18 protein-coding genes are annotated in these 18,500 nt (G+C 51.8%); 15 read left to right on the top strand and 3 right to left on the bottom strand.

The features are described from left to right. Positions 1 to 14: 14 nt before the first annotated feature. From cybB to ACVXHP_RS04970, 3 genes are all read left to right on the top strand, one after another. On the top strand, positions 15 to 545 hold the full coding sequence (cybB, locus tag ACVXHP_RS04980) for a cytochrome b561 (RefSeq protein WP_200006356.1): 531 nt from the start codon (positions 15 to 17) through the stop codon (positions 543 to 545). Between the two features lie 237 nt (positions 546 to 782). Continuing rightward, complete coding sequence (locus ACVXHP_RS04975) at positions 783 to 1,202, top strand: translesion error-prone DNA polymerase V autoproteolytic subunit (protein WP_447570990.1); 420 nt, start codon at positions 783 to 785, stop codon at positions 1,200 to 1,202. 2 nt (positions 1,203 to 1,204) lie between these two features. Then, positions 1,205 to 2,470 (top strand): Y-family DNA polymerase, encoded by a 1,266-nt coding sequence (locus ACVXHP_RS04970; RefSeq protein WP_447570989.1) that lies wholly within the window; start codon positions 1,205 to 1,207, stop codon positions 2,468 to 2,470. A gap of 18 nt (positions 2,471 to 2,488) precedes the next feature. Here ACVXHP_RS04970 and ACVXHP_RS04965 read toward each other — a convergent pair whose 3' ends face one another. After that, on the bottom strand, positions 2,489 to 3,373 hold the full coding sequence (locus tag ACVXHP_RS04965) for a LysR family transcriptional regulator (protein WP_447570988.1): 885 nt from the start codon (positions 3,371 to 3,373) through the stop codon (positions 2,489 to 2,491). A gap of 175 nt (positions 3,374 to 3,548) precedes the next feature. On the opposite strand from ACVXHP_RS04965, the gene ACVXHP_RS04960 reads away from it, so the two are divergent. From ACVXHP_RS04960 to ACVXHP_RS04940, 5 genes are all read left to right on the top strand, one after another. Next, entirely contained in the window at positions 3,549 to 4,685 is a 1,137-nt protein-coding gene (locus ACVXHP_RS04960) for an alpha/beta hydrolase (protein ID WP_447570987.1), read from the top strand. Between the two features lie 88 nt (positions 4,686 to 4,773). Beyond that, a complete protein-coding gene (locus ACVXHP_RS04955) occupies positions 4,774 to 5,967 on the top strand; it encodes an MFS transporter (protein WP_447570986.1) in 1,194 nt (397 codons plus the stop codon). A gap of 112 nt (positions 5,968 to 6,079) precedes the next feature. Continuing rightward, the gene (locus ACVXHP_RS04950; protein ID WP_003833178.1) at positions 6,080 to 6,355 is read left to right on the top strand and encodes a metal/formaldehyde-sensitive transcriptional repressor; all 276 of its coding nucleotides are present in this window, start codon (positions 6,080 to 6,082) and stop codon (positions 6,353 to 6,355) included. A gap of 32 nt (positions 6,356 to 6,387) precedes the next feature. Beyond that, positions 6,388 to 7,506: an S-(hydroxymethyl)glutathione dehydrogenase/class III alcohol dehydrogenase gene (locus ACVXHP_RS04945; RefSeq protein WP_038640779.1), complete on the top strand. Its 1,119-nt coding sequence runs from the start codon at positions 6,388 to 6,390 to the stop codon at positions 7,504 to 7,506. 169 nt (positions 7,507 to 7,675) lie between these two features. After that, complete coding sequence (locus tag ACVXHP_RS04940) at positions 7,676 to 9,364, top strand: methyl-accepting chemotaxis protein (RefSeq protein ID WP_447570985.1); 1,689 nt, start codon at positions 7,676 to 7,678, stop codon at positions 9,362 to 9,364. A gap of 39 nt (positions 9,365 to 9,403) precedes the next feature. Here the strand turns inward: ACVXHP_RS04940 and pcaQ are convergent, their stop codons facing one another. Further along, complete coding sequence (pcaQ, locus tag ACVXHP_RS04935) at positions 9,404 to 10,327, bottom strand: pca operon transcription factor PcaQ (protein ID WP_200006367.1); 924 nt, start codon at positions 10,325 to 10,327, stop codon at positions 9,404 to 9,406. Between the two features lie 229 nt (positions 10,328 to 10,556). Here pcaQ and ACVXHP_RS04930 point away from each other — a divergent pair, with 229 nt between their 5' ends. The 5 genes from ACVXHP_RS04930 (at position 10,557) to rimL (ending at position 15,809) form a co-directional block, all read left to right on the top strand. Then, positions 10,557 to 11,459: a manganese-dependent inorganic pyrophosphatase gene (locus ACVXHP_RS04930; protein WP_447570984.1), complete on the top strand. Its 903-nt coding sequence runs from the start codon at positions 10,557 to 10,559 to the stop codon at positions 11,457 to 11,459. A 121-nt stretch (positions 11,460 to 11,580) separates the two neighbouring features. Then, positions 11,581 to 12,924, top strand: coding sequence for a 2-oxoadipate dioxygenase/decarboxylase HglS (hglS, locus tag ACVXHP_RS04925; RefSeq protein WP_316128927.1), 1,344 nt, complete (start codon positions 11,581 to 11,583; stop codon positions 12,922 to 12,924). 193 nt (positions 12,925 to 13,117) lie between these two features. Continuing rightward, positions 13,118 to 14,773 carry a glucan biosynthesis protein D gene (locus tag ACVXHP_RS04920; RefSeq protein ID WP_200006370.1) on the top strand — a complete coding sequence of 552 codons (1,656 nt, stop codon included), beginning with the start codon at positions 13,118 to 13,120 and terminating at the stop codon, positions 14,771 to 14,773. Positions 14,774 to 14,939: 166 nt separating this feature from the next. After that, entirely contained in the window at positions 14,940 to 15,164 is a 225-nt protein-coding gene (locus tag ACVXHP_RS04915) for a YdcH family protein (RefSeq protein WP_006684453.1), read from the top strand. Positions 15,165 to 15,263: 99 nt separating this feature from the next. Beyond that, on the top strand, positions 15,264 to 15,809 hold the full coding sequence (gene rimL, locus ACVXHP_RS04910) for a 50S ribosomal protein L7/L12-serine acetyltransferase (protein ID WP_447570983.1): 546 nt from the start codon (positions 15,264 to 15,266) through the stop codon (positions 15,807 to 15,809). Here the strand turns inward: rimL and ydcK are convergent. After that, on the bottom strand, positions 15,801 to 16,781 hold the full coding sequence (ydcK, locus tag ACVXHP_RS04905) for a YdcK family protein (RefSeq protein ID WP_447570982.1): 981 nt from the start codon (positions 16,779 to 16,781) through the stop codon (positions 15,801 to 15,803). The genes rimL and ydcK overlap by 9 nt on opposite strands. 113 nt (positions 16,782 to 16,894) lie before the next feature. Here ydcK and tehA point away from each other — a divergent pair, with 113 nt between their 5' ends. Continuing rightward, complete coding sequence (gene tehA, locus ACVXHP_RS04900; RefSeq protein WP_200006373.1) at positions 16,895 to 17,896, top strand: dicarboxylate transporter/tellurite-resistance protein TehA; 1,002 nt, start codon at positions 16,895 to 16,897, stop codon at positions 17,894 to 17,896. Continuing rightward, positions 17,896 to 18,492 (top strand): tellurite resistance methyltransferase TehB, encoded by a 597-nt coding sequence (gene tehB / locus ACVXHP_RS04895; RefSeq protein ID WP_447570981.1) that lies wholly within the window; start codon positions 17,896 to 17,898, stop codon positions 18,490 to 18,492. Before tehA ends, tehB begins: the two co-directional genes overlap by 1 nt. The last annotated feature ends 8 nt before the right edge of the window (positions 18,493 to 18,500 follow it).

Genomic DNA, 18,500 nt, shown 5'->3' with positions numbered 1-18,500 from the left:
ATTCAGGAAGTATTATGGGGAATAAGTATTCTGGCCTGCAAATCGGTATTCACTGGCTGGTTTTTTTGTTGGTCATTGTGGCCTACAGCGCCATGGAGTTTCGCGGATTTTTCCCGCGTAGCTATCGTCCCTTGTTCAACATGGTGCACGTATCCTGTGGCATCACGATTTTAACGCTGATGGTGGCGCGTCTGTTGGTCAGGCTGAAATATCCGGCGCCGCCGATTGTGCCAAAACCGAAACCGATGATGACCGGAATGGCGCATCTGGGGCATTTGGTTATCTATCTGTTGTTTATTGCGTTGCCGATTATTGGTCTGGTGATGATGTACAACCGGGGCAATCCGTGGATGGCATTTGGCATCGTCATGCCATATGCGGCAAAAGCCAACCTTGATCTCGTGGAGATGCTGAAGTCCTGGCACGTGACGCTGGCAAATCTGGGCTATTTTGTTATCGGTCTGCATGCCGCTGCCGCCCTGATGCATCACTACTTCTGGAAGGATAATACGCTGCTGCGCATGATGCCGCGTAAGCGTTCCTGACGTAAGGCCCCGAAAGTGCGGGGCTTTTTTACCGCTTTCACCTTTGTTTTGTCCTTATCTTTCTGGCTAAATGAACGTCTTCTTCTGCGGAATAAAACAGAAATTATTTTTCCAGACGTGATAAAAGCTTACCGACGAGATGGTTAAACAACACCCAGTTCGCTACTCTCGTCACTTGATCGCCGTCCTCATTAAAACTACTGTATATAAATACAGTTTAGTGAGAGGCCGATTATTATGTTGTTTTTACAGCCTGCAAAACGTCGTCAAACGAAAAATTTTCCCCTATTCAGCGACCTTGTTCCCTGTGGTTTTCCTTCTCCGGCGCAGGATTACGTTGAGAAAGGTATCGATCTCAATGACCTGCTGATACAGCATCCCAGCGCAACCTATTTTGTTAAATCATCGGGTGATTCTATGGTCGGGGCGGGGATTGGTGAGGGGGATTTGCTGATTGTCGACAGCGCCAGAAACCCGGCCCATGGAGACATTGTGATTGCCGCCATTGAAGGAGAGTTCACCGTTAAACGTCTGCAATTGCATCCGATTGTGATGCTCAAACCAGAGAACAGAGCCTACGCGCCCATCATAATCAGCAGCGAGGATTCGCTGGATATCTTTGGCGTGGTGACGTTTATCGTTAAGGCGGCTGGATAATTATGTTTGCCCTGGTGGATGTTAATTCGTTTTACGCCAGCTGTGAGATGGCATTCCGGCCCGATCTGAAAGACAAACCGGTTGTCGTTCTTTCCAATAACGACGGTTGTGTTATCGCCTGTAGCGCGAAGGCTCGGGCGCTTGGCGTGGCAATGGGGGCTCCGTACTTCAAGCAGAAAGATCTGTTCAGGCGCTACGGCGTGGTGTGTTTTAGTTCCAACTATGAACTGTATGCGGATATGAGCGGCAGGGTCATGTCTATCCTGGAAGACCTCTCTCCACATGTGGAGAGGTACAGTATTGATGAGGCCTTCTGCGATTTGACGGGAGTGAGAAACTGTAGGGATCTGACGGATTTTGGTCTCGAAATCAGGGCCACAATTCTACAGAAAACACGCCTTCAGGTTGGCGTTGGCATTGCCCAGACCAAAACGCTGGCAAAGCTCGCGAATCACGCCGCCAAAAAGTGGCCGCAGCAGACTCGCGGAGTGGTGGATTTATCAAATATTGAGCACCAGCGTAAGCTGATGGCTGCGCTTCCGGTTGATGAAGTGTGGGGCGTGGGCCGCCGTATCAGTAAAAAACTGGACGCGATGGGAATTAAAACCGTCCGTGACCTGGCTGATACCGACATTCGCTTTATTCGCAAACACTTCAACGTTGTTCTTGAACGAACCGTACGGGAATTGTGCGGTGAGTCGTGCCTGGCGCTGGAAGAGTTTGCGCCGGTTAAACAGGAGATCGTCTGTTCACGATCGTTTGGTGAAAAACTCACGGACTACAACGCGATGCGTGAAGCAATTTGCACCTATGCCTCACGTGCGGCGGAAAAACTGCGCGGTGAGCATCAGTTCTGTCGGTTTATCTCTGTGTTTATCAAAACCAGCCCATTTGCCCTGAAGGAACCTTATTACGCTAACAGCGCGTCGGTAAAACTGCTGATCCCGACCCAGGACACCCGGGAAATTATGAGTGCGGCAACGCGCAGCCTGGACGCTATCTGGCGAGAGGGGCAACATTATCAAAAAGCGGGTGTGATGTTGGGCGATTTTTTCAGTTCTGGCGTGGCGCAACTGAATCTGTTTGATGGCAACGCTCCCCGGCACGGCAGCGCGGAACTGATGAGGGTGATTGATCGGCTGAATAAAAAGGGGCGCGGGACAATCTGGTTTGCCGGACAGGGGATTGAACAGCCGTGGCAAATGAAAAGAGAAATGCTCTCACCTCGCTATACGACACGTTTTACTGATTTATTGCGCGTGAGGTGAGTCTTAATACCTGTTGATTCAAATTTTTAATGTATCGATGACGGCTCGCAGAGCAGGTGACACGTTACGGTGCGGGTAATACAGAAATGAACCTTCCAGACGCTGACTGTAACGTTGTAGAACCCGGATAAGCGTGCCTCGTTCTAAATCATCGGCAATCAACTCTTCAGGGACATAACCCAGCCCCAGGCCCAGTCTGGCCGCTTTTGCTTCCATGTAACTGTCAGCAAAGGCCCACTGTCCCTGTGGCCGGTGGGTGATTTTTTTACCATCATCGTTGAGCTCCCAGGCATACAGGCTTCCATCACCAAACTGGTAGGCGATGCAGGGGTGGATCACTAAATCTGCTGGTGTTTGGGGAAAGCCGTAGCGACGAAAATGCTCCGGCGTGCCAACTACCGCCATCTCCATATCGGGTGAAATGCGCACCGCGACCATGCCGCTACCTACTTCTGGTCCCAGGCGGACGCCCGCATCAAATCGTTCAGCAATAATATCGACAAACCGACTTTCGCTAATAAGTTCAAGTCGAATATCGGAGTAGCGCTGTTTAAATACCGCCAGTTTCGGTAGGAGGACTTTATCAATGGCGTGCTGGCTGGCATTGATACGTACCGTACCTGAGGGAGTATTACGATAGTACGCCAGAGTGGACAGTCCTGAATTCAGAGCATCGAACCCCGATTCTACACTCCGGTAGAGTTGTTCGCCGGCATGCGTCAACGACAATTTACGCGTGGTTCGGGCGAGCAACTGAACCCCCAGACGCTGCTCCAGCTCACGCACTGAACGGCTGACGCCTGATTGTGCCAACTCAAGTCGTTGTGCGGCCGCGGTAAAACTGCCTTCCCGCACTACCTGCATGAACAGGTAGAGATCGTTATAGTTTTCCCGTTTTGCCATTCTTCAGTCCCCGCCTGATATGCCGTTATTTATAACAATATGATATTAATTTTAGCACTTTACACCCTCTAATCAGAACGAATACTGCTACCTATAATGAGCGCATTGCAACCAGGCACAGCAGTGTTGTCCGTATGAGACCTGTACCCACAACATATTTTTAGGGGAACAAGTGATGAAAGCTTTCACCAGAAAACTGTCGACCACCATACCTGCCATGCTGCTTTGCGCATCATTAAATGGAGTCACAACGATGAGTTATGCCGATACAACCAACCCAAACGCGCCCGTTTCGATGGTCGAAAAATGGGATAAAACCTTCGCCGAGAGTACGAAAGTCAATCATCGCAAGGTAACTTTTCAGAACCGCTATGGGATCACGTTAGTTGGGGATCTCTATATTCCAAAAGATCGAGGCGAGCGCAAACTGGCGGCAATTGCGGTTAGCGGTCCTTTTGGTGCTGTCAAAGAGCAGTCCAGCGGACTGTACGCGCAGACGCTGGCTGAACAGGGGTTTGTGACGCTGGCCTTCGATCCTTCATACACCGGCGAAAGCGGCGGTATTCCACGTAATGTTGCCTCTCCTGATATCAACACTGAGGATTTCAGCGCGGCGGTTGATTTCCTTGGCCTACAAAAAGAAGTGGATCGCAATCGCATCGGCCTACTTGGTATCTGCGGTTGGGGCGGGATGGCGTTAAATGACGCAGCGATGGATACACGAGTTAAGGCCGTTGCGACCAGCGTAATGTATGACATGAGTCGCGCAATGGGCCATGGCGTCGGTGATGGCAAAGACCGGTATACCACCGCAGACCGCCGCGCGGTATTGCAGTATCTGAATGCGCAGCGCTGGAAAGATGCGGAACAGGGCACTTTTGCCCCGGGTGGACATGACATTAATGTTGACGAAAATGGCAATGTCAGCGCAGGGGATCGTATTCTGCCGGAAACCTTACCTGCGAATCCGCATCCGGTACTGAAAGAGTTTTACGATTATTACCGGATGCCACGTGGTTTCCATGTGCGTTCTGTCAATTCAACAGGCGCATGGAACGCAACAATGCCCCTGTCGTTTATGAATATGCCGCTGCTAAGCTACGCCAATGAAATTACTGTTCCTGTGCTGATCGTAACGGGTGAAAAAGCGCACTCACGTTATTTTGCCGAAGACGCCTTTAAGGCCGTTGGTAGTAAAGATAAAGAGCTGGTGGTCGTGCCGGGGGCTAACCATGTTGATTTATATGACAATGTGGCCGGTAAAATACCATTCAGCAAATTTGAGCAGTTTTTCAAAACCTCCTTAAGATAAATTCCTGGCCGGAAAATTTAACAAAGCTACCTGTTTGGCAGGTGGCTTTGCCCTTGTTTTGCCCAGGCATAATACAGAGAAAATAATAATGTCTACACTGAGCCATAATACCTCGTGTAATAAAACTCACGCACACTGGGGCGGCGTATTTGCCATGACGCTTTGCGTCTTTATTCTTATTGCCTCAGAATTTATGCCGGTTAGTTTATTGACGCCGATTGCCAGAGATTTGCACGTTTCGGAGGGGCTGGCAGGTCAGGGAATAGCGATTTCCGGCGTGCTGGCAGTGCTAACCAGTCTGACCATTTCCAATGTTGCCGGGGATCTGAATCGTAAATATCTTCTGCTGGGGTTGACCATTTTAATGGCTGTGTCGGGAATCATTATCGCATTGGCTCCGGGTTATCCGCTTTATATGTTGGGAAGAGCCACAATTGGTATTGTCATTGGCGGCTTTTGGTCATTGTCGGCAGCAACGGCAATACGGTTGGTACCGCAGCACCAGGTTCCTCGGGCGCTGGCTATTTTCAATGGCGGGAATGCTCTGGCAACCGTCGTGGCAGCCCCGTTGGGCAGTTACCTGGGGGCAACGGTCGGCTGGCGTGGAGCTTTTTTATGCCTTGTGCCTCTTGCGATAATCGCATTCATCTGGCAAAGCATCAGTTTGCCCGAAATGAAAAAGGATACGGTGCACAAGCCGCGTGGGTCTGTACTTCGTCTGTTCCGGGTCTCCATCGTCTCAACCGGTCTGCTGGCCTGTGGACTCTTCTTTATGGGCCAGTTTGCGTTATTTACCTATGTGCGTCCGTTTCTGGAGACGGTGACCAGGGTGAGTGCTTCTGGTCTATCTTTGATTTTACTCGCAATCGGCATTGCGGGTTTGGCTGGTACGCTGATAGTGACGACATTCCTGAACACCCGATTTTATCAGACGCTCATGGCGATTCCATTACTGATGGCCATCATTGCCGGAACGTTACTTTTGGTTAGGCATAGCACCTGGGCTGTTACTGTACTATTAAGCCTGTGGGGAATGCTGGCTACTGCTGCGCCGACGGGGTGGTGGACATGGCTGGCGCGGACGCTGCCCGAGGATGCTGAGGCGGGCGGTGGTCTGATGGTCGCCGTTATCCAGCTTTCGATTGCGCTTGGTTCAACGGCTGGGGGGCTAATGTTTGACCGTCTGGGATGGCAAAGTTCCTTTGGACTCAGCGTTATATTACTTCTTAGTGCGGTGACGGTAACGTTTCTCACGTTCCGTCAAATACGCCAGCGTCATTAATACACCATCAGCAAATCTGTATGGATTAAGTGACGGAGAATAAATACCCCTTCAATTTTACAATTATTTAAAAACCCTGATAGTATACCCCCCTATAGTATTTGGAGGGCGTATGCCGCATTCACCTGAAGATAAAAAACGTATCCTCACCCGTGTTCGCCGTATTCGCGGTCAGGTTGACGCGCTTGAGCGGGCGCTGGAGTCCGGCGAACCGTGCCTTGCGATCCTGCAACAAATTGCCGCTGTGCGCGGCGCATCCAATGGCCTGATGGGCGAAATGGTTGAGATCCACCTGAAAGACGAACTGGTCAGCGGCGAGACAACGCCAGACCAGCGAGCCGTACGTATGGCTGAAATCGGCCATCTTCTTCGAGCTTATCTAAAATAACACCATCACCTCGCAATAATGGGAAGAGACAAATGAAATCACGTGCAGCAGTTGCATTTGGCCCCGGCCAACCGCTAAAAATTGTCGAAATCGACGTCGCACCGCCAAAGAAAGGTGAAGTTCTGGTTAAAATTACCCACACTGGCGTGTGTCATACTGACGCTTTTACGCTCTCAGGCGACGATCCGGAAGGGGTATTCCCGGCGGTGCTTGGGCATGAAGGCGGCGGTATTGTGGTTGAAGTGGGCGAAGGCGTCACCAGCCTGAAAGCGGGTGACCATGTCATCCCCTTGTACACGGCAGAATGCGGTGAGTGTAAGTTCTGTAAATCGGGGAAAACCAATCTGTGTCAGGCCGTACGCGCCACCCAGGGCAAGGGGTTGATGCCGGATGGCACGACTCGCTTCTCATATAACGGCGAGCCGATTTATCACTATATGGGCACCAGTACCTTCAGTGAATATACCGTTTGCGCGGAGATCTCACTGGCAAAGGTTAACCCGCAGGCTCCGCTGGACAAAGTATGTCTGCTGGGTTGTGGCGTCACTACCGGGATCGGGGCAGTACATAACACCGCGAAAGTGAAAGAAGGCGATACCGTGGCCGTATTTGGTCTTGGCGGCATCGGCCTGGCGGTGATTCAGGGCGCGGTACAGGCGAAAGCCGGACGTATTCTGGCCGTTGATACCAATCCGGAGAAATTCAAACTGGCGGGTGAAATGGGCGCAACTGATTTCATCAACCCGAATGATTATGATAAACCGATTCAGGATGTGATTGTTGAGCTTACCGATGGCGGTGTGGACTTCAGCTTTGAATGTATCGGCAACGTTAACGTGATGCGTGCGGCGCTGGAATGCTGCCATAAAGGGTGGGGCGAGAGCATCATCATCGGCGTGGCAGGCGCCGGTCAAGAAATTAAAACGCGTCCGTTCCAACTGGTTACCGGGCGAGTCTGGCGCGGTTCGGCGTTTGGCGGTGTGAAAGGCCGTACTCAACTCCCGGGAATGGTCGAAGAGGCAATGAGCGGAAAAATTCAGTTGGATCCGTTTATCACCCATCGCTTACCGCTGGAGCAGATTAACGAAGCATTCGATTTAATGCATCAGGGCAAGTCCATCCGTACCGTTATCCACTTTGGCGATAACTGATTCATTGGCCAGCGGATTTATCCGCTGGCACTTTCCTGAATTTTTTAGAATTATGTTGTGAAAGTGTGACGAATCCGGCGCTTTTTGCGGTAAGTAAACTTCACGGATTGCCGATGACTATCTAACGGGCGTGTTTTCACGCATAAACCCTACAAGAGAGTCGACGGTCATGGACAACACAACATCGATGCAGGCCCAGCATAAACTGGGCTTTCTGCATCAAATCCGACTGGTTCCGCTGTTTTCCTCCATTCTCGGTGGCATCCTTCTGTTGTTCGCCTTAAGTTCAGGGCTGGCAAGCTATTTTCTTATGCAGGCCGATCGCGATCAGCGCGACGTGACCGATGAGATTCAGGTCAGGATGGGGTTATCTAACAGCTCTAACCATTTACGCACCGCACGTATCAACATGATCCATGCCGGCGCGGCGAGCCGTATTGCCGAAATGGAGGACATGAAGGCCAATATCGCCGAAGCAGAAAAACGGATTAAGCAATCGCAGGACGGCTTCAATACTTATATGTCGCGTACGGTGAAAACATCTGCTGATGAAGCATTAGACGCCGAATTAAGCGCCAGCTTTAAAGCCTATACTGACGGTTTACAGCCCATGCTGAAATACGCTAAAAACGGCATGTTTGAAGCGATTATCAACCACGAAAATGAACAGGCCAGACCGCTGGATTCTGCTTACAACAAGGTGCTGCTGAAAGCCATTGAAATTCGTACTGCCAGGGCGAATAACCTCAGCGAGCAGGCGCACCAACGTACGCAACTTGGTATGGCGTTTATGCTCGGCGCATTTGCCCTCGCGCTGGTGCTTACAGTGATGACGTTTATCGTTCTGCGCCGCACCGTTATTCGTCCTCTGTTACGTGCAGCCCTGCGCATCGAGCAAATTTCGGCAGGTGACCTGACTATGCCGGAGGAACCGACCGGGCGCAGTGAAATTGGTCGCCTGAGTCGTCATCTGCAAACTATGCAGCATTCACTGGTGAAAACCGTGGGCACGGTGCGCCAGGGAGCAGAGGAAATTTATCGCGGTACCAGTGAGATTTCTGCAGGGAATACCGATTTGTCCTCACGTACGGAGCAACAGGCCGCGGCGATTGAAGAAACGGCGGCCAGTATGGAAGAGCTAACGGCTACGGTGAAGCAAAACGCTGACAACGCGCACCATGCGAGCAAGCTGGCGGAAGATGCTTCCGGCAAGGCCAGTCGTGGCGGTCAGATGGTTTCTGGCGTGGTGAAAACTATGGGCAATATCTCCGGTAGTTCGAAGAAAATCTCTGAAATCACAGCCGTTATAAACAGCATTGCTTTCCAGACGAATATTCTGGCGTTGAACGCGGCGGTAGAAGCGGCGCGGGCAGGAGAGCAGGGGCGCGGGTTTGCCGTGGTCGCCAGCGAGGTACGCACACTGGCGAGCCGAAGCGCTCAGGCGGCAAAAGAGATTGAGGGTTTGATTAGCGAATCGGTACGACTCATTGACCAAGGGTCCGATGAAGTGGTCGCGGCGGGTAATACCATGACGGATATTGTCGATGCGGTAAAACGCGTGACCGATATCATGCTGGAAATTGCGGCAGCCTCTGATGAGCAGAGCCGAGGCATTGTGCAGGTGAGCCAGGCGATTTCGGAGATGGATAAGGTGACGCAGCAAAACGCCTCTCTGGTGGAAGAAGCGTCGGCCGCAGCGGCATCGCTGGAGGAACAGGCTGCACGTTTAACTGAGGCCGTCGGCACATTCCGCTTAAATGGGACAAGCGCAATAAAGCGCTCTCCAGGTACCAAAACGTCGAGCCATTCAAAACCGCAGGCAGCAACGGTCAGTGGTGATAACTGGGAAACGTTTTAACACGCTATAAGGGACCCGATGGTCCCTTAATTTTTGGCATCAAAACGGTACGGTTTTGCGTATCGCGCCAATGAGGATTTGCGCGGCAGTAGAAAGCTGAACGTCTACGCGGGTAAGTATACCGATGGGTTCACCCGCTCCGTGAGTGGGAATTGGCAATGATACCAGCGTGGCCTGGCGTAAATCTTCCCGGACAGCGCCTGACGGCACAAACCACACATAGTCGTAGTCAACCGTCAGTTGGCGGGAGAGCGATGCTGATAGCGTTTCGATGCAGCCCGGCGGCATTTTGCAACCCTGACTTTGCAGCAGCGTCTCCGCGTGCTGACGAGGCGCGGTTCCTTTTGGTGACACCACAACGGGCCATTCCATCACCCGACTCAGCGTGATGGTTTCCTGCAACAACGGGTGGTTAGGCCGCACAACCAGTTTGAGCGACTCAAGAAACAACAGCTCGTAATTCAGACCGACCATTAATTCCGGATCGGCCATCCGACCGATACCAAGATCGATTTCTCCCGATTTTAAACCAGCCAGAATCATGGGATTACTCATGGTGGCAACCTGCAGCGTCGTCTCCATTTGCTGCTTATGGAACGGACCGATTACCGCCGGAAGAATACCCAACGCAGCGGTGGGTAAGGCCCCAATCCGTACGACGTCAGTCTGCGACTCTTCGCGCTGGTTTAACGCCTGTCCGGCAGTGTTGAGCGCATCCAGCACTCTTACCGCGTGGGTAAGAAACTGTTCGCCGGGCAACGTTAACTGCGCGCCAAGGCGGCCGCGTTCAAAGAGCCGGGTTCCGGTCAGTTGCTCCAGTTCATTCAGTGTTTTGGAGAGGGCCGGTTGGCTCAGATTAAGGGTTTCAGCCGCGCGCCCCAACGTTCCCTGTTGTGCAACGGCGACAAAAGTATGCAGGTGGCGCAAGCGAATGCGCTGATTGAACAGAACATTTTTTTCCATAAGCGATGTTAAAAACAGAGCCGTGTCGGTGACAAGTGAAGTTGTTCGTTTTTGATAACTTGATAGCAAAATATTATTAACATTTATCATGTTTTACTTACAACTTATTTATTTTGCTCATGTTTTGTACAGTCAGGCAGGGGGGTGGGATCATGGAAGGGAATGTACCCAGTCGTTATACTTGAATATTGTTTGCTTTTGCCCCTTTCTCTTCACAAGGCACTGATTAATGATACATGTAGTAGGACACCTTAATCCCGATAGCGATGCCATTTGCACTGCCGCAATGACGGCGCGTTGGCTTACCTTACGCGGTCAGCAGGCCACGGCATGGCGTCTGGGTGAAGCTAACCGCGAAACGCAGTTTATCTTTGCGCAAGCTGGGCTGGCACTGCCTGAACGGCTGACGTTTGAGCTAACCGATCGTGACGTCTGGTTGGTTGATTTCACCGAACCTGCCCAGGGGCCACAATCGCTGGCTGACAGTAACGTCGTGGGGATTATCGATCACCACCGACTCGGGGGATTAGTCACCCGTTTGCCGCCAGAAGTGTGGGTGAAGCCTGTCGGCAGTAGCGCGACGCTGTTATGGCAACTGATGACGGAAGATGAGCGTAGCCAGATATCTCCTGCGGAGGCCATTTTGCTGCTGGGTGCCGTGTTGAGTGACACTGTCACACTTCGTTCGCCCACAACTACTGCTGACGATCGTCTGGCAGTCGATGCGCTGGTTCAAAAGGCCGGTGTAGACCTTGATGCCTTCAGGCGCGACCTGCTATCTGCCAAAACGAGCGTGGAAGGGATGAGCGCCCGCGAACTCCTGCAGAAAGACATTAAAACCTTCACTATCCATGGGCATCAGGTCTGTGTGGCGCAGCTTGAACTGTATGCGTTGCAACAGGTTGATACCGTGCTGGACGAATTACGCCAGGAAATGGCGCGCTATGCGCAGGAAAAGAATGCCGCGCTGGTTGTGCTAATGCTCACCGATATTAATCTGGGCGACACCAGTCTGTGGTTTGCCGGTTCTGAGCTTTCTGACATCCCGCAGCCCTGCAAGGTGGAAGGTATGCTCAGCCGTAAAAAACAGATGCTTCCCTGGCTGGAAAGTCATTTAAAACCACGCCAGTAGGTTCTGTTCGCCGTCTGTATGGGGTGGGAAGTTTACGCGGGGTCACACTTTGTAAATTCTTCCCACCGGACTTTGCAGCGTTCTCTACACTCCAGGTAATATTCACTGGAGGCATGACATTATGGCGAACACCATCACGGCAGATGAGATTCGGGAACAATTTTCGCAGGCAATGTCAGCAATGTACCAGCAGGAAGTCCCGCAGTACGGCACATTGCTGGAACTTGTCGCTGATGTGAATCTGGCGGTACTGGAAAATAATCCGACGCTACATGAAAAACTGGCTAATGCGGATGAGCTGGCCCGGCTAAACGTTGAGCGCCACGGCGCCATCCGGGTAGGTACTGCGCAGGAGCTTTCTACGCTGCGCCGGATGTTTGCCATTATGGGCATGTATCCGGTGAGTTACTACGACCTCTCTCAGGCCGGCGTCCCTGTACATTCCACGGCTTTTCGGCCCATCGACGATGCTTCGCTTTCACGCAACCCGTTTAGGGTATTCACCTCGTTATTACGGCTCGAATTAATCGAGAACGTAGCGCTGCGGCAAAAGGCCGCGGAGATCCTCGAGAAACGCGACATTTTCACCCGTCGTTGTCATGAACTGCTGGATGAGTTTGATGCGCAGGGTAGTTTTACGCCTGACCAGGCGCAGGAGTTTGTCCATGAAGCACTGGAAACATTCCGCTGGCACCAGCACGCCACGGTAGATGAAGAAACCTATCATGATTTGCACAACGAACACCGGCTGATTGCCGATGTGGTGTGTTTCCCCGGTTGTCACATCAACCATCTGACGCCGCGTACGCTGGATATTGACCGGGTACAGTCCATGATGCCGGAATGCGGCATTGAGCCAAAAATATTGATTGAAGGGCCGCCACGCCGCGAGGTGCCGATTTTATTACGTCAGACCAGTTTCAAAGCACTGGAAGAACCGGTGCTGTTTGCCGGTGAAATGCGCGGCACTCACACGGCGCGTTTTGGTGAGATTGAACAGCGCGGCGTAGCGCTCACGCCAAAAGGCAGAGCCTTGTATGACGAACTGCTGAATAAAGCGGGAACGGGAAAAGACAATCTGACGCATCAGTTGCATCTTCAGGAGGTTTTCAAGGCGTTCCCGGACAGTGAGTTTCTGCTGCGACAGCAGGGACTCGCCTGGTTTCGTTATCGACTGACGCCATCAGGCGAAGCGCATCGCCAGGCCATTCGCCCGGGTGACGATCCGCAACCGCTCATTGAGCGGGGCTGGCTGGTTGCTCAACCTATCACCTACGAAGATTTCTTACCGGTGAGCGCAGCGGGGATTTTCCAGTCAAATCTGGGGAATGAAACCCAGGCTCGCAGCCACGGGAATGCCAGTCGCGACGCGTTTGAACAGGCACTGGGTTGCACGGTATATGACGAGTTTATGCTGTATCAGGAGGCGGAAGAGCGAAGTAAACGGCGGTGTGGTTTACTTTAACGGAATTTACACGGGATTCGGTCTGTTCCCATCGACATAAAATATTTTCGATTTTGTACAGATTATCGGCGACCAACAATTGGATTATTAATGAATTTTGTCTAGAGTGAGCGGTCAGAAATGTGCACTCTCTTGCCGCAGATTTTGACCGGCGCGGGACCATTTACACGACCAGAAGGACTCACTTTCAGGCATGAATCGCAGACGATTTATTAAAGGTTCAATGGCAATGGCCGCCGTGTGCGGAACCAGTGGTATTGCATCACTCTTTTCCCGCGCCGCCTTTGCGGCAGAGTCTGACATTGCAGACGGAAAAACCGTACGTTTTGATTTTTCCGTTCTGCAATCGATGGCCCACGACTTAGCACAGAAACCCTGGGGCGGCGAGCCGCGTGCGTTACCGGACACGCTGGCGAAACTGACGCCGCAGGCCTACAACAGCATTCAATATGACGCAGAGCAGTCTCTGTGGAACAATGTTGAAAATCGTCAGCTTGATGCGCAGTTCTTCCATGTGGGAATGGGATTCCGCCGCCGGGTTCGCATGTTCTCGGTCGATGACAGTACGCATATGGCGCGTGAAATCCACTTCCGTCCGGAGCTGTTCAAATACAACGACGCGGGTGTGGATACCAAACAACTGGAAGGGCAAACTGACCTCGGGTTCGCGGGTTTCCGCGTGTTTAAAGCGCCAGAACTGGCCCGTCGTGATGTGGTTTCTTTCCTCGGCGCCAGCTACTTCCGCGCAGTGGATGACACCTACCAGTACGGCTTATCGGCGCGTGGTCTGGCGGTAGATACCTATACCGACAGCAAAGAAGAGTTTCCTGATTTCACCGCTTTCTGGTTCGAAACGGTCAAACCGGGCGCGACTTCCTTTACCGTATATGCGCTACTCGATAGCCCAAGCGTAACGGGGGCCTTTAAGTTCGTGATCCACTGCGAGAAAACGCAGGTGATCATGGATGTACAAAACCATATTTACGCGCGTAAAGACATTAAGCAGCTCGGCATTGCGCCGATGACCAGCATGTTCAGCTGCGGCAACAATGAACGCCGGATGTGCGACACCATTCACCCGCAAATTCATGACTCCGATCGTCTGGCGATGTGGCGGGGCAACGGCGAGTGGATCTGCCGTCCGCTGAATAACCCGCAGAAACTGCAGTTCAATGCCTATACCGATAACAACCCGAAAGGGTTTGGTTTACTGCAGCTCGATCGCGACTTCTCTCATTACCAGGACATCATGGGCTGGTATAACAAGCGTCCGAGCCTGTGGGTCGAACCGCGTAACCAGTGGGGCAAGGGGACCATCGGCCTGATGGAGATCCCGACGACTGGCGAAACGCTGGATAACGTCGTCTGCTTCTGGCAACCGGAGAAGTCGATTAAAGCTGGCGATGATCTGGAATTTAAATATCGTCTGTACTGGAGCGCGCAACCGCCGGTACGTTCACCATTGGCTCGCGTGATGGCGACCCGTACAGGCATGGGCGGCTTCCCGGAAGGATGGGCGCCGGGCGAGCACTACCCGGAGAAATGGGCGCGTCGTTTTGCCGTTGACTTCGTCGGTGGCGATCTGAAAGCCGCTGCGCCGAAAGGCATTGAACCGGTGATAACGCTCTCCAGCGGTGAAGCGAAACAGATTGAGATCCTCTACGTGGAGCCTATCGACGGCTACCGTATCCAGTTTGACTGGTATCCGACGTCTGACTCAACTGACCCGGTAGATATGCGTATGTTCCTGCGTTGCCAGGGCGACGCCATCAGCGAAACCTGGCTGTATCAGTACTTCCCGCCAGCGCCGGATAAACGTCAGTACGTTGACGACCGTGAGATGCGTTAATCACTTCTTTTACGGCTCTCCTGAGGGGGAGCCGTATCTGCAATCTTTCTGAAAATAGTCTGTACGCTATTTACTCGATCCTGTTCGCATTTTTCTGTATGGCAAATGGGTACTCTGGGGCTGTGTATTTCTTATACACGTTCTTGTCCACTAACAGGGAGAAAGTATGTTTCCAGAATACAGAGACCTTATTTCCCGACTGAAAACCGAGAACCCTCGCTTTCTGTCCTTATTCGAAAAACACAACAGCCTTGATCATGAGATCTCCAGACTGGAAGGTTCGGATGGTCGGGGGTATAGTTTGGACATTGTTCGCCTTAAGAAACAGAAACTCCACCTGAAAGAAGATCTGCTCAAAATTTTGCAAAAAGAGAGTGTCGGTGAGAGCTAAGTAAAACGGCGCTTGCTGTGTAAAAGGGCTTCCACAAGGGAAGCCCTTCCTGTTTTTTATGCGCAGAATTGCCTGCTTAACGATCGTAACGGAAAGAAAATGCCAGAAGTGATAACCATTAATGACACGCTGGAACTGCGTGCCGTCGAAGAACAACACGTCACCCCTCTGCATCAGTTGGTGCTTAAAAATAAAACCTGGCTCCAGCAGTCGCTGAACTGGCCGCAGTTTGTGACGTCAGAGGAGGACACCCGCAAGAATGTGCAGGGCAACATGATGTTGCATCAGCGCGGTTACGCCAAAATGTTCCTGATTTTTGCACAACAGAATGTGGTGGGTGTCATCGCGTTTAACCAGATAGAGCCACAGAACAAAGCGGCCTATATTGGTTACTGGCTGGATGAAGCTCAGCAGGGTAAGGGCATTATGTCCCAGGCGCTGCAGGCATTGATTCATCATTATGCGCAGCGCCAGGAAATTCGCCGTTTTGTGATTAAATGCCGCGTAGAGAACGTTGAGAGCAACCAGGTGGCATTGCGCAATGGCTTCCAACTGGAAGGATGTTTACGACAGGCTGAGTTCCTCAATGGCGAATACTACGATATGAATCTCTATGCCCGCATCATTGATGGTCCTTCAGAGTAAGCCTGCGATAGGGGTGCGCGTAATGCGTTGTTCGCCGTTGATCACTTTCGGCCCGCGCAGATGAATAGCGTCGCCATCAAACGCTTCAATGTGCGCCTGGCCGGTTATCTCAATGTGATTCTCGATCAACACTTCGCCAAGAACGCAGGCGTGACCTTCAACCAGAATGTGATCGTCAAGCTGGATTGGTCCGCCGCGTAATGTAGCATGTCCCCCGACCAACACATGGTGCTTCAGCACGCAGTTACCCTCGACTACCGCGTGTTCCGCCACCTGTGAGCTGTAGCGCAGGGTAGGAATCGCATCTTCATCGGTTCCGGCAATGACGCGCGCATGCCCGTAGACTTTGGCGCAATCGCAAATCCAGACATTATTCTCTTCATTACCTTCCACCTGGGCGAAATCAAAAACTTCCGCCCGATGTTCAATAAAGGCATAGTTGATTTTCGCATCACCATAGATCTGCGCCTGATGCACTACGCGTGAGTTGCTGACGGTCGCCCGATCGTAAATCTGCAGCAACTGGTCGTTTTCAACAGTGAGTCCCCTGGCGGCAATGATTTCGGAACCACCTACAACGCGTGCATTACCGCGCAGAAGGCACTCGCCGCGAATAACAGAATCCTTAATGGTGACGTTGTCACGTATTTGTGCGTAATGGCTGATTTCTGCCCGGTCAATCCACACGGCACCGCCTATTTGCGCGCCATCTCTGACTACGCAAGCCTGAGTAATCCGGGCGTTTCCGGTTATGGACGCGCCGGAAAATGCGAGCGCATTCTCATCGTAAATCCAGCAATCGCCGCTTTGCGACAAGACGCTTTCATCATCAATCCAGCCGCCAGGCGTCCCGGCGGTCACATCATTAAAATCAATGAGCGCTATGATTTGGCGTAGTAATACGCTTTTTTTATTGCCATTATCCTGGTAACTAAAGGAGCGAAGCTCATCGCTGAGTCGATATTTGGTCATTGCTCATTTCCATGTTGCGCACCTTAGTTAAACGTAGCAAAGTTTTCCGCACTGGCTAAACCGGCTGAAATTCCATAAAATGCATTTCAAATATACTTTAAAAAATAAACAAAATGAGTAAGAGCATACAGAGTGAACGGGTCCTCAATCTTCCGGCCGGTTATTTTGGCATGGTACTGGGTACCATCGGGATGGGGTTCGCCTGGCGTTATGCCAGCCAGATTTGGCCGGTGAGCCACTGGATTGGCGACGGTTTAGTGATTCTCGCTATGGTCATTTGGGGGCTGTTGACGCTGGCTTTTATGCGTCGCTTGCTGCACTTCCCGCACAGCGTACTGGCTGAAATTCGTCACCCGGTGATGAGTAGCTTTGTCAGTCTGTTTCCGGCCACAACGATGCTGGTGGCAATTGGTTTTGTTCCCTGGTATCGGCCGCTGGCGATCGGGTTATTCAGCATTGGCGTGGTGATACAGCTGGCGTACGCGGCCTGGCAGACGGCAGGATTATGGCGTGGAGCGCATCCAGAGGAGGCCACCACGCCGGGTCTGTATCTGCCGACCGTCGCCAATAACTTTATCAGCGCAATGGCCTGTGGTGCGCTTGGTTTCAACGATGCCGGATTGGTGTTTCTGGGCGCCGGGGTTTTTTCCTGGCTCAGCCTGGAACCGGTGATCCTGCAACGTTTACGGAGCTGCGGGGAGCTGCCTGCGGTCTTACGGACTTCACTTGGTATTCAACTGGCGCCCGCACTGGTCGCCTGTAGCGCCTGGCTTAGCGTCAACGGTGGTGAGGGCGATACGTTAGCCAAAATGCTGTTCGGCTATGGTCTGCTGCAACTTCTGTTTATGCTACGTCTAATGCCATGGTATCTGTCTCAACCATTTAATGCCTCGTTCTGGAGCTTCTCGTTTGGCGTGTCGGCCCTGGCGACGACGGGTCTGCATCTGGGACACGGCAGCGAATCAGGATTTTTTCATACGCTGTCTATCCCGCTGTTTATTTTTACCAATTTTATCATTGCATTATTACTGATACGTACGTTTGCTTTGCTGATGCAGGGAAAGCTGCTAATCCGCACAGAACGTGCTGCATTACTGAAATCTGAGGATAAATAATGACCCTTTGCGACGAAAACTACTTTACTGAGAAATACGATTTAACCCGTACGCATTCCGATGTTGTTGAAGCGGCAAAAGTGGTTGCGCCAGGTAAAACATTAGATCTGGGCTGCGGTAATGGTCGTAATAGCCTGTACCTGGCGGCAAACGGCTATGACGTAACCGCATGGGATAAAAACCCCATGAGCATAGCGAATCTTGAGCGTATCAAAGCGGCAGAAGGACTGAGCAACCTGCATGCGCAGGTCGCTGATCTTAATGCCTTACGCTTTGAGGGTGAATACGATTTTATTCTTTCTACCGTTGTGCTGATGTTCCTTGAGGCTAAAACTATCCCAGGCCTTATTGAGAATATGCAGCGCTGCACGAAGCCAGGCGGATATAATTTAATCGTTGCGGCAATGGACACTGATGATTTCCCATGCACCGTTGGTTTTCCGTTTGCCTTTAAAACGGGTGAATTACGCAACTATTACAGTGGGTGGGAGCTGCTGAAATATAACGAAGACGTAGGCGAACTTCATCGTACGGATGAAAACGGTAATCGCATTAAACTGCGCTTTGCCACCATGCTGGCACGCAAAACTGCCTGAACCTCCAG

The organism is Citrobacter freundii complex sp. 2025EL-00176, assembly GCF_053309355.1.
Note: the sequence above shows the minus strand (reverse complement) of the source record. Positions and strands in the feature narration are given on the sequence as shown.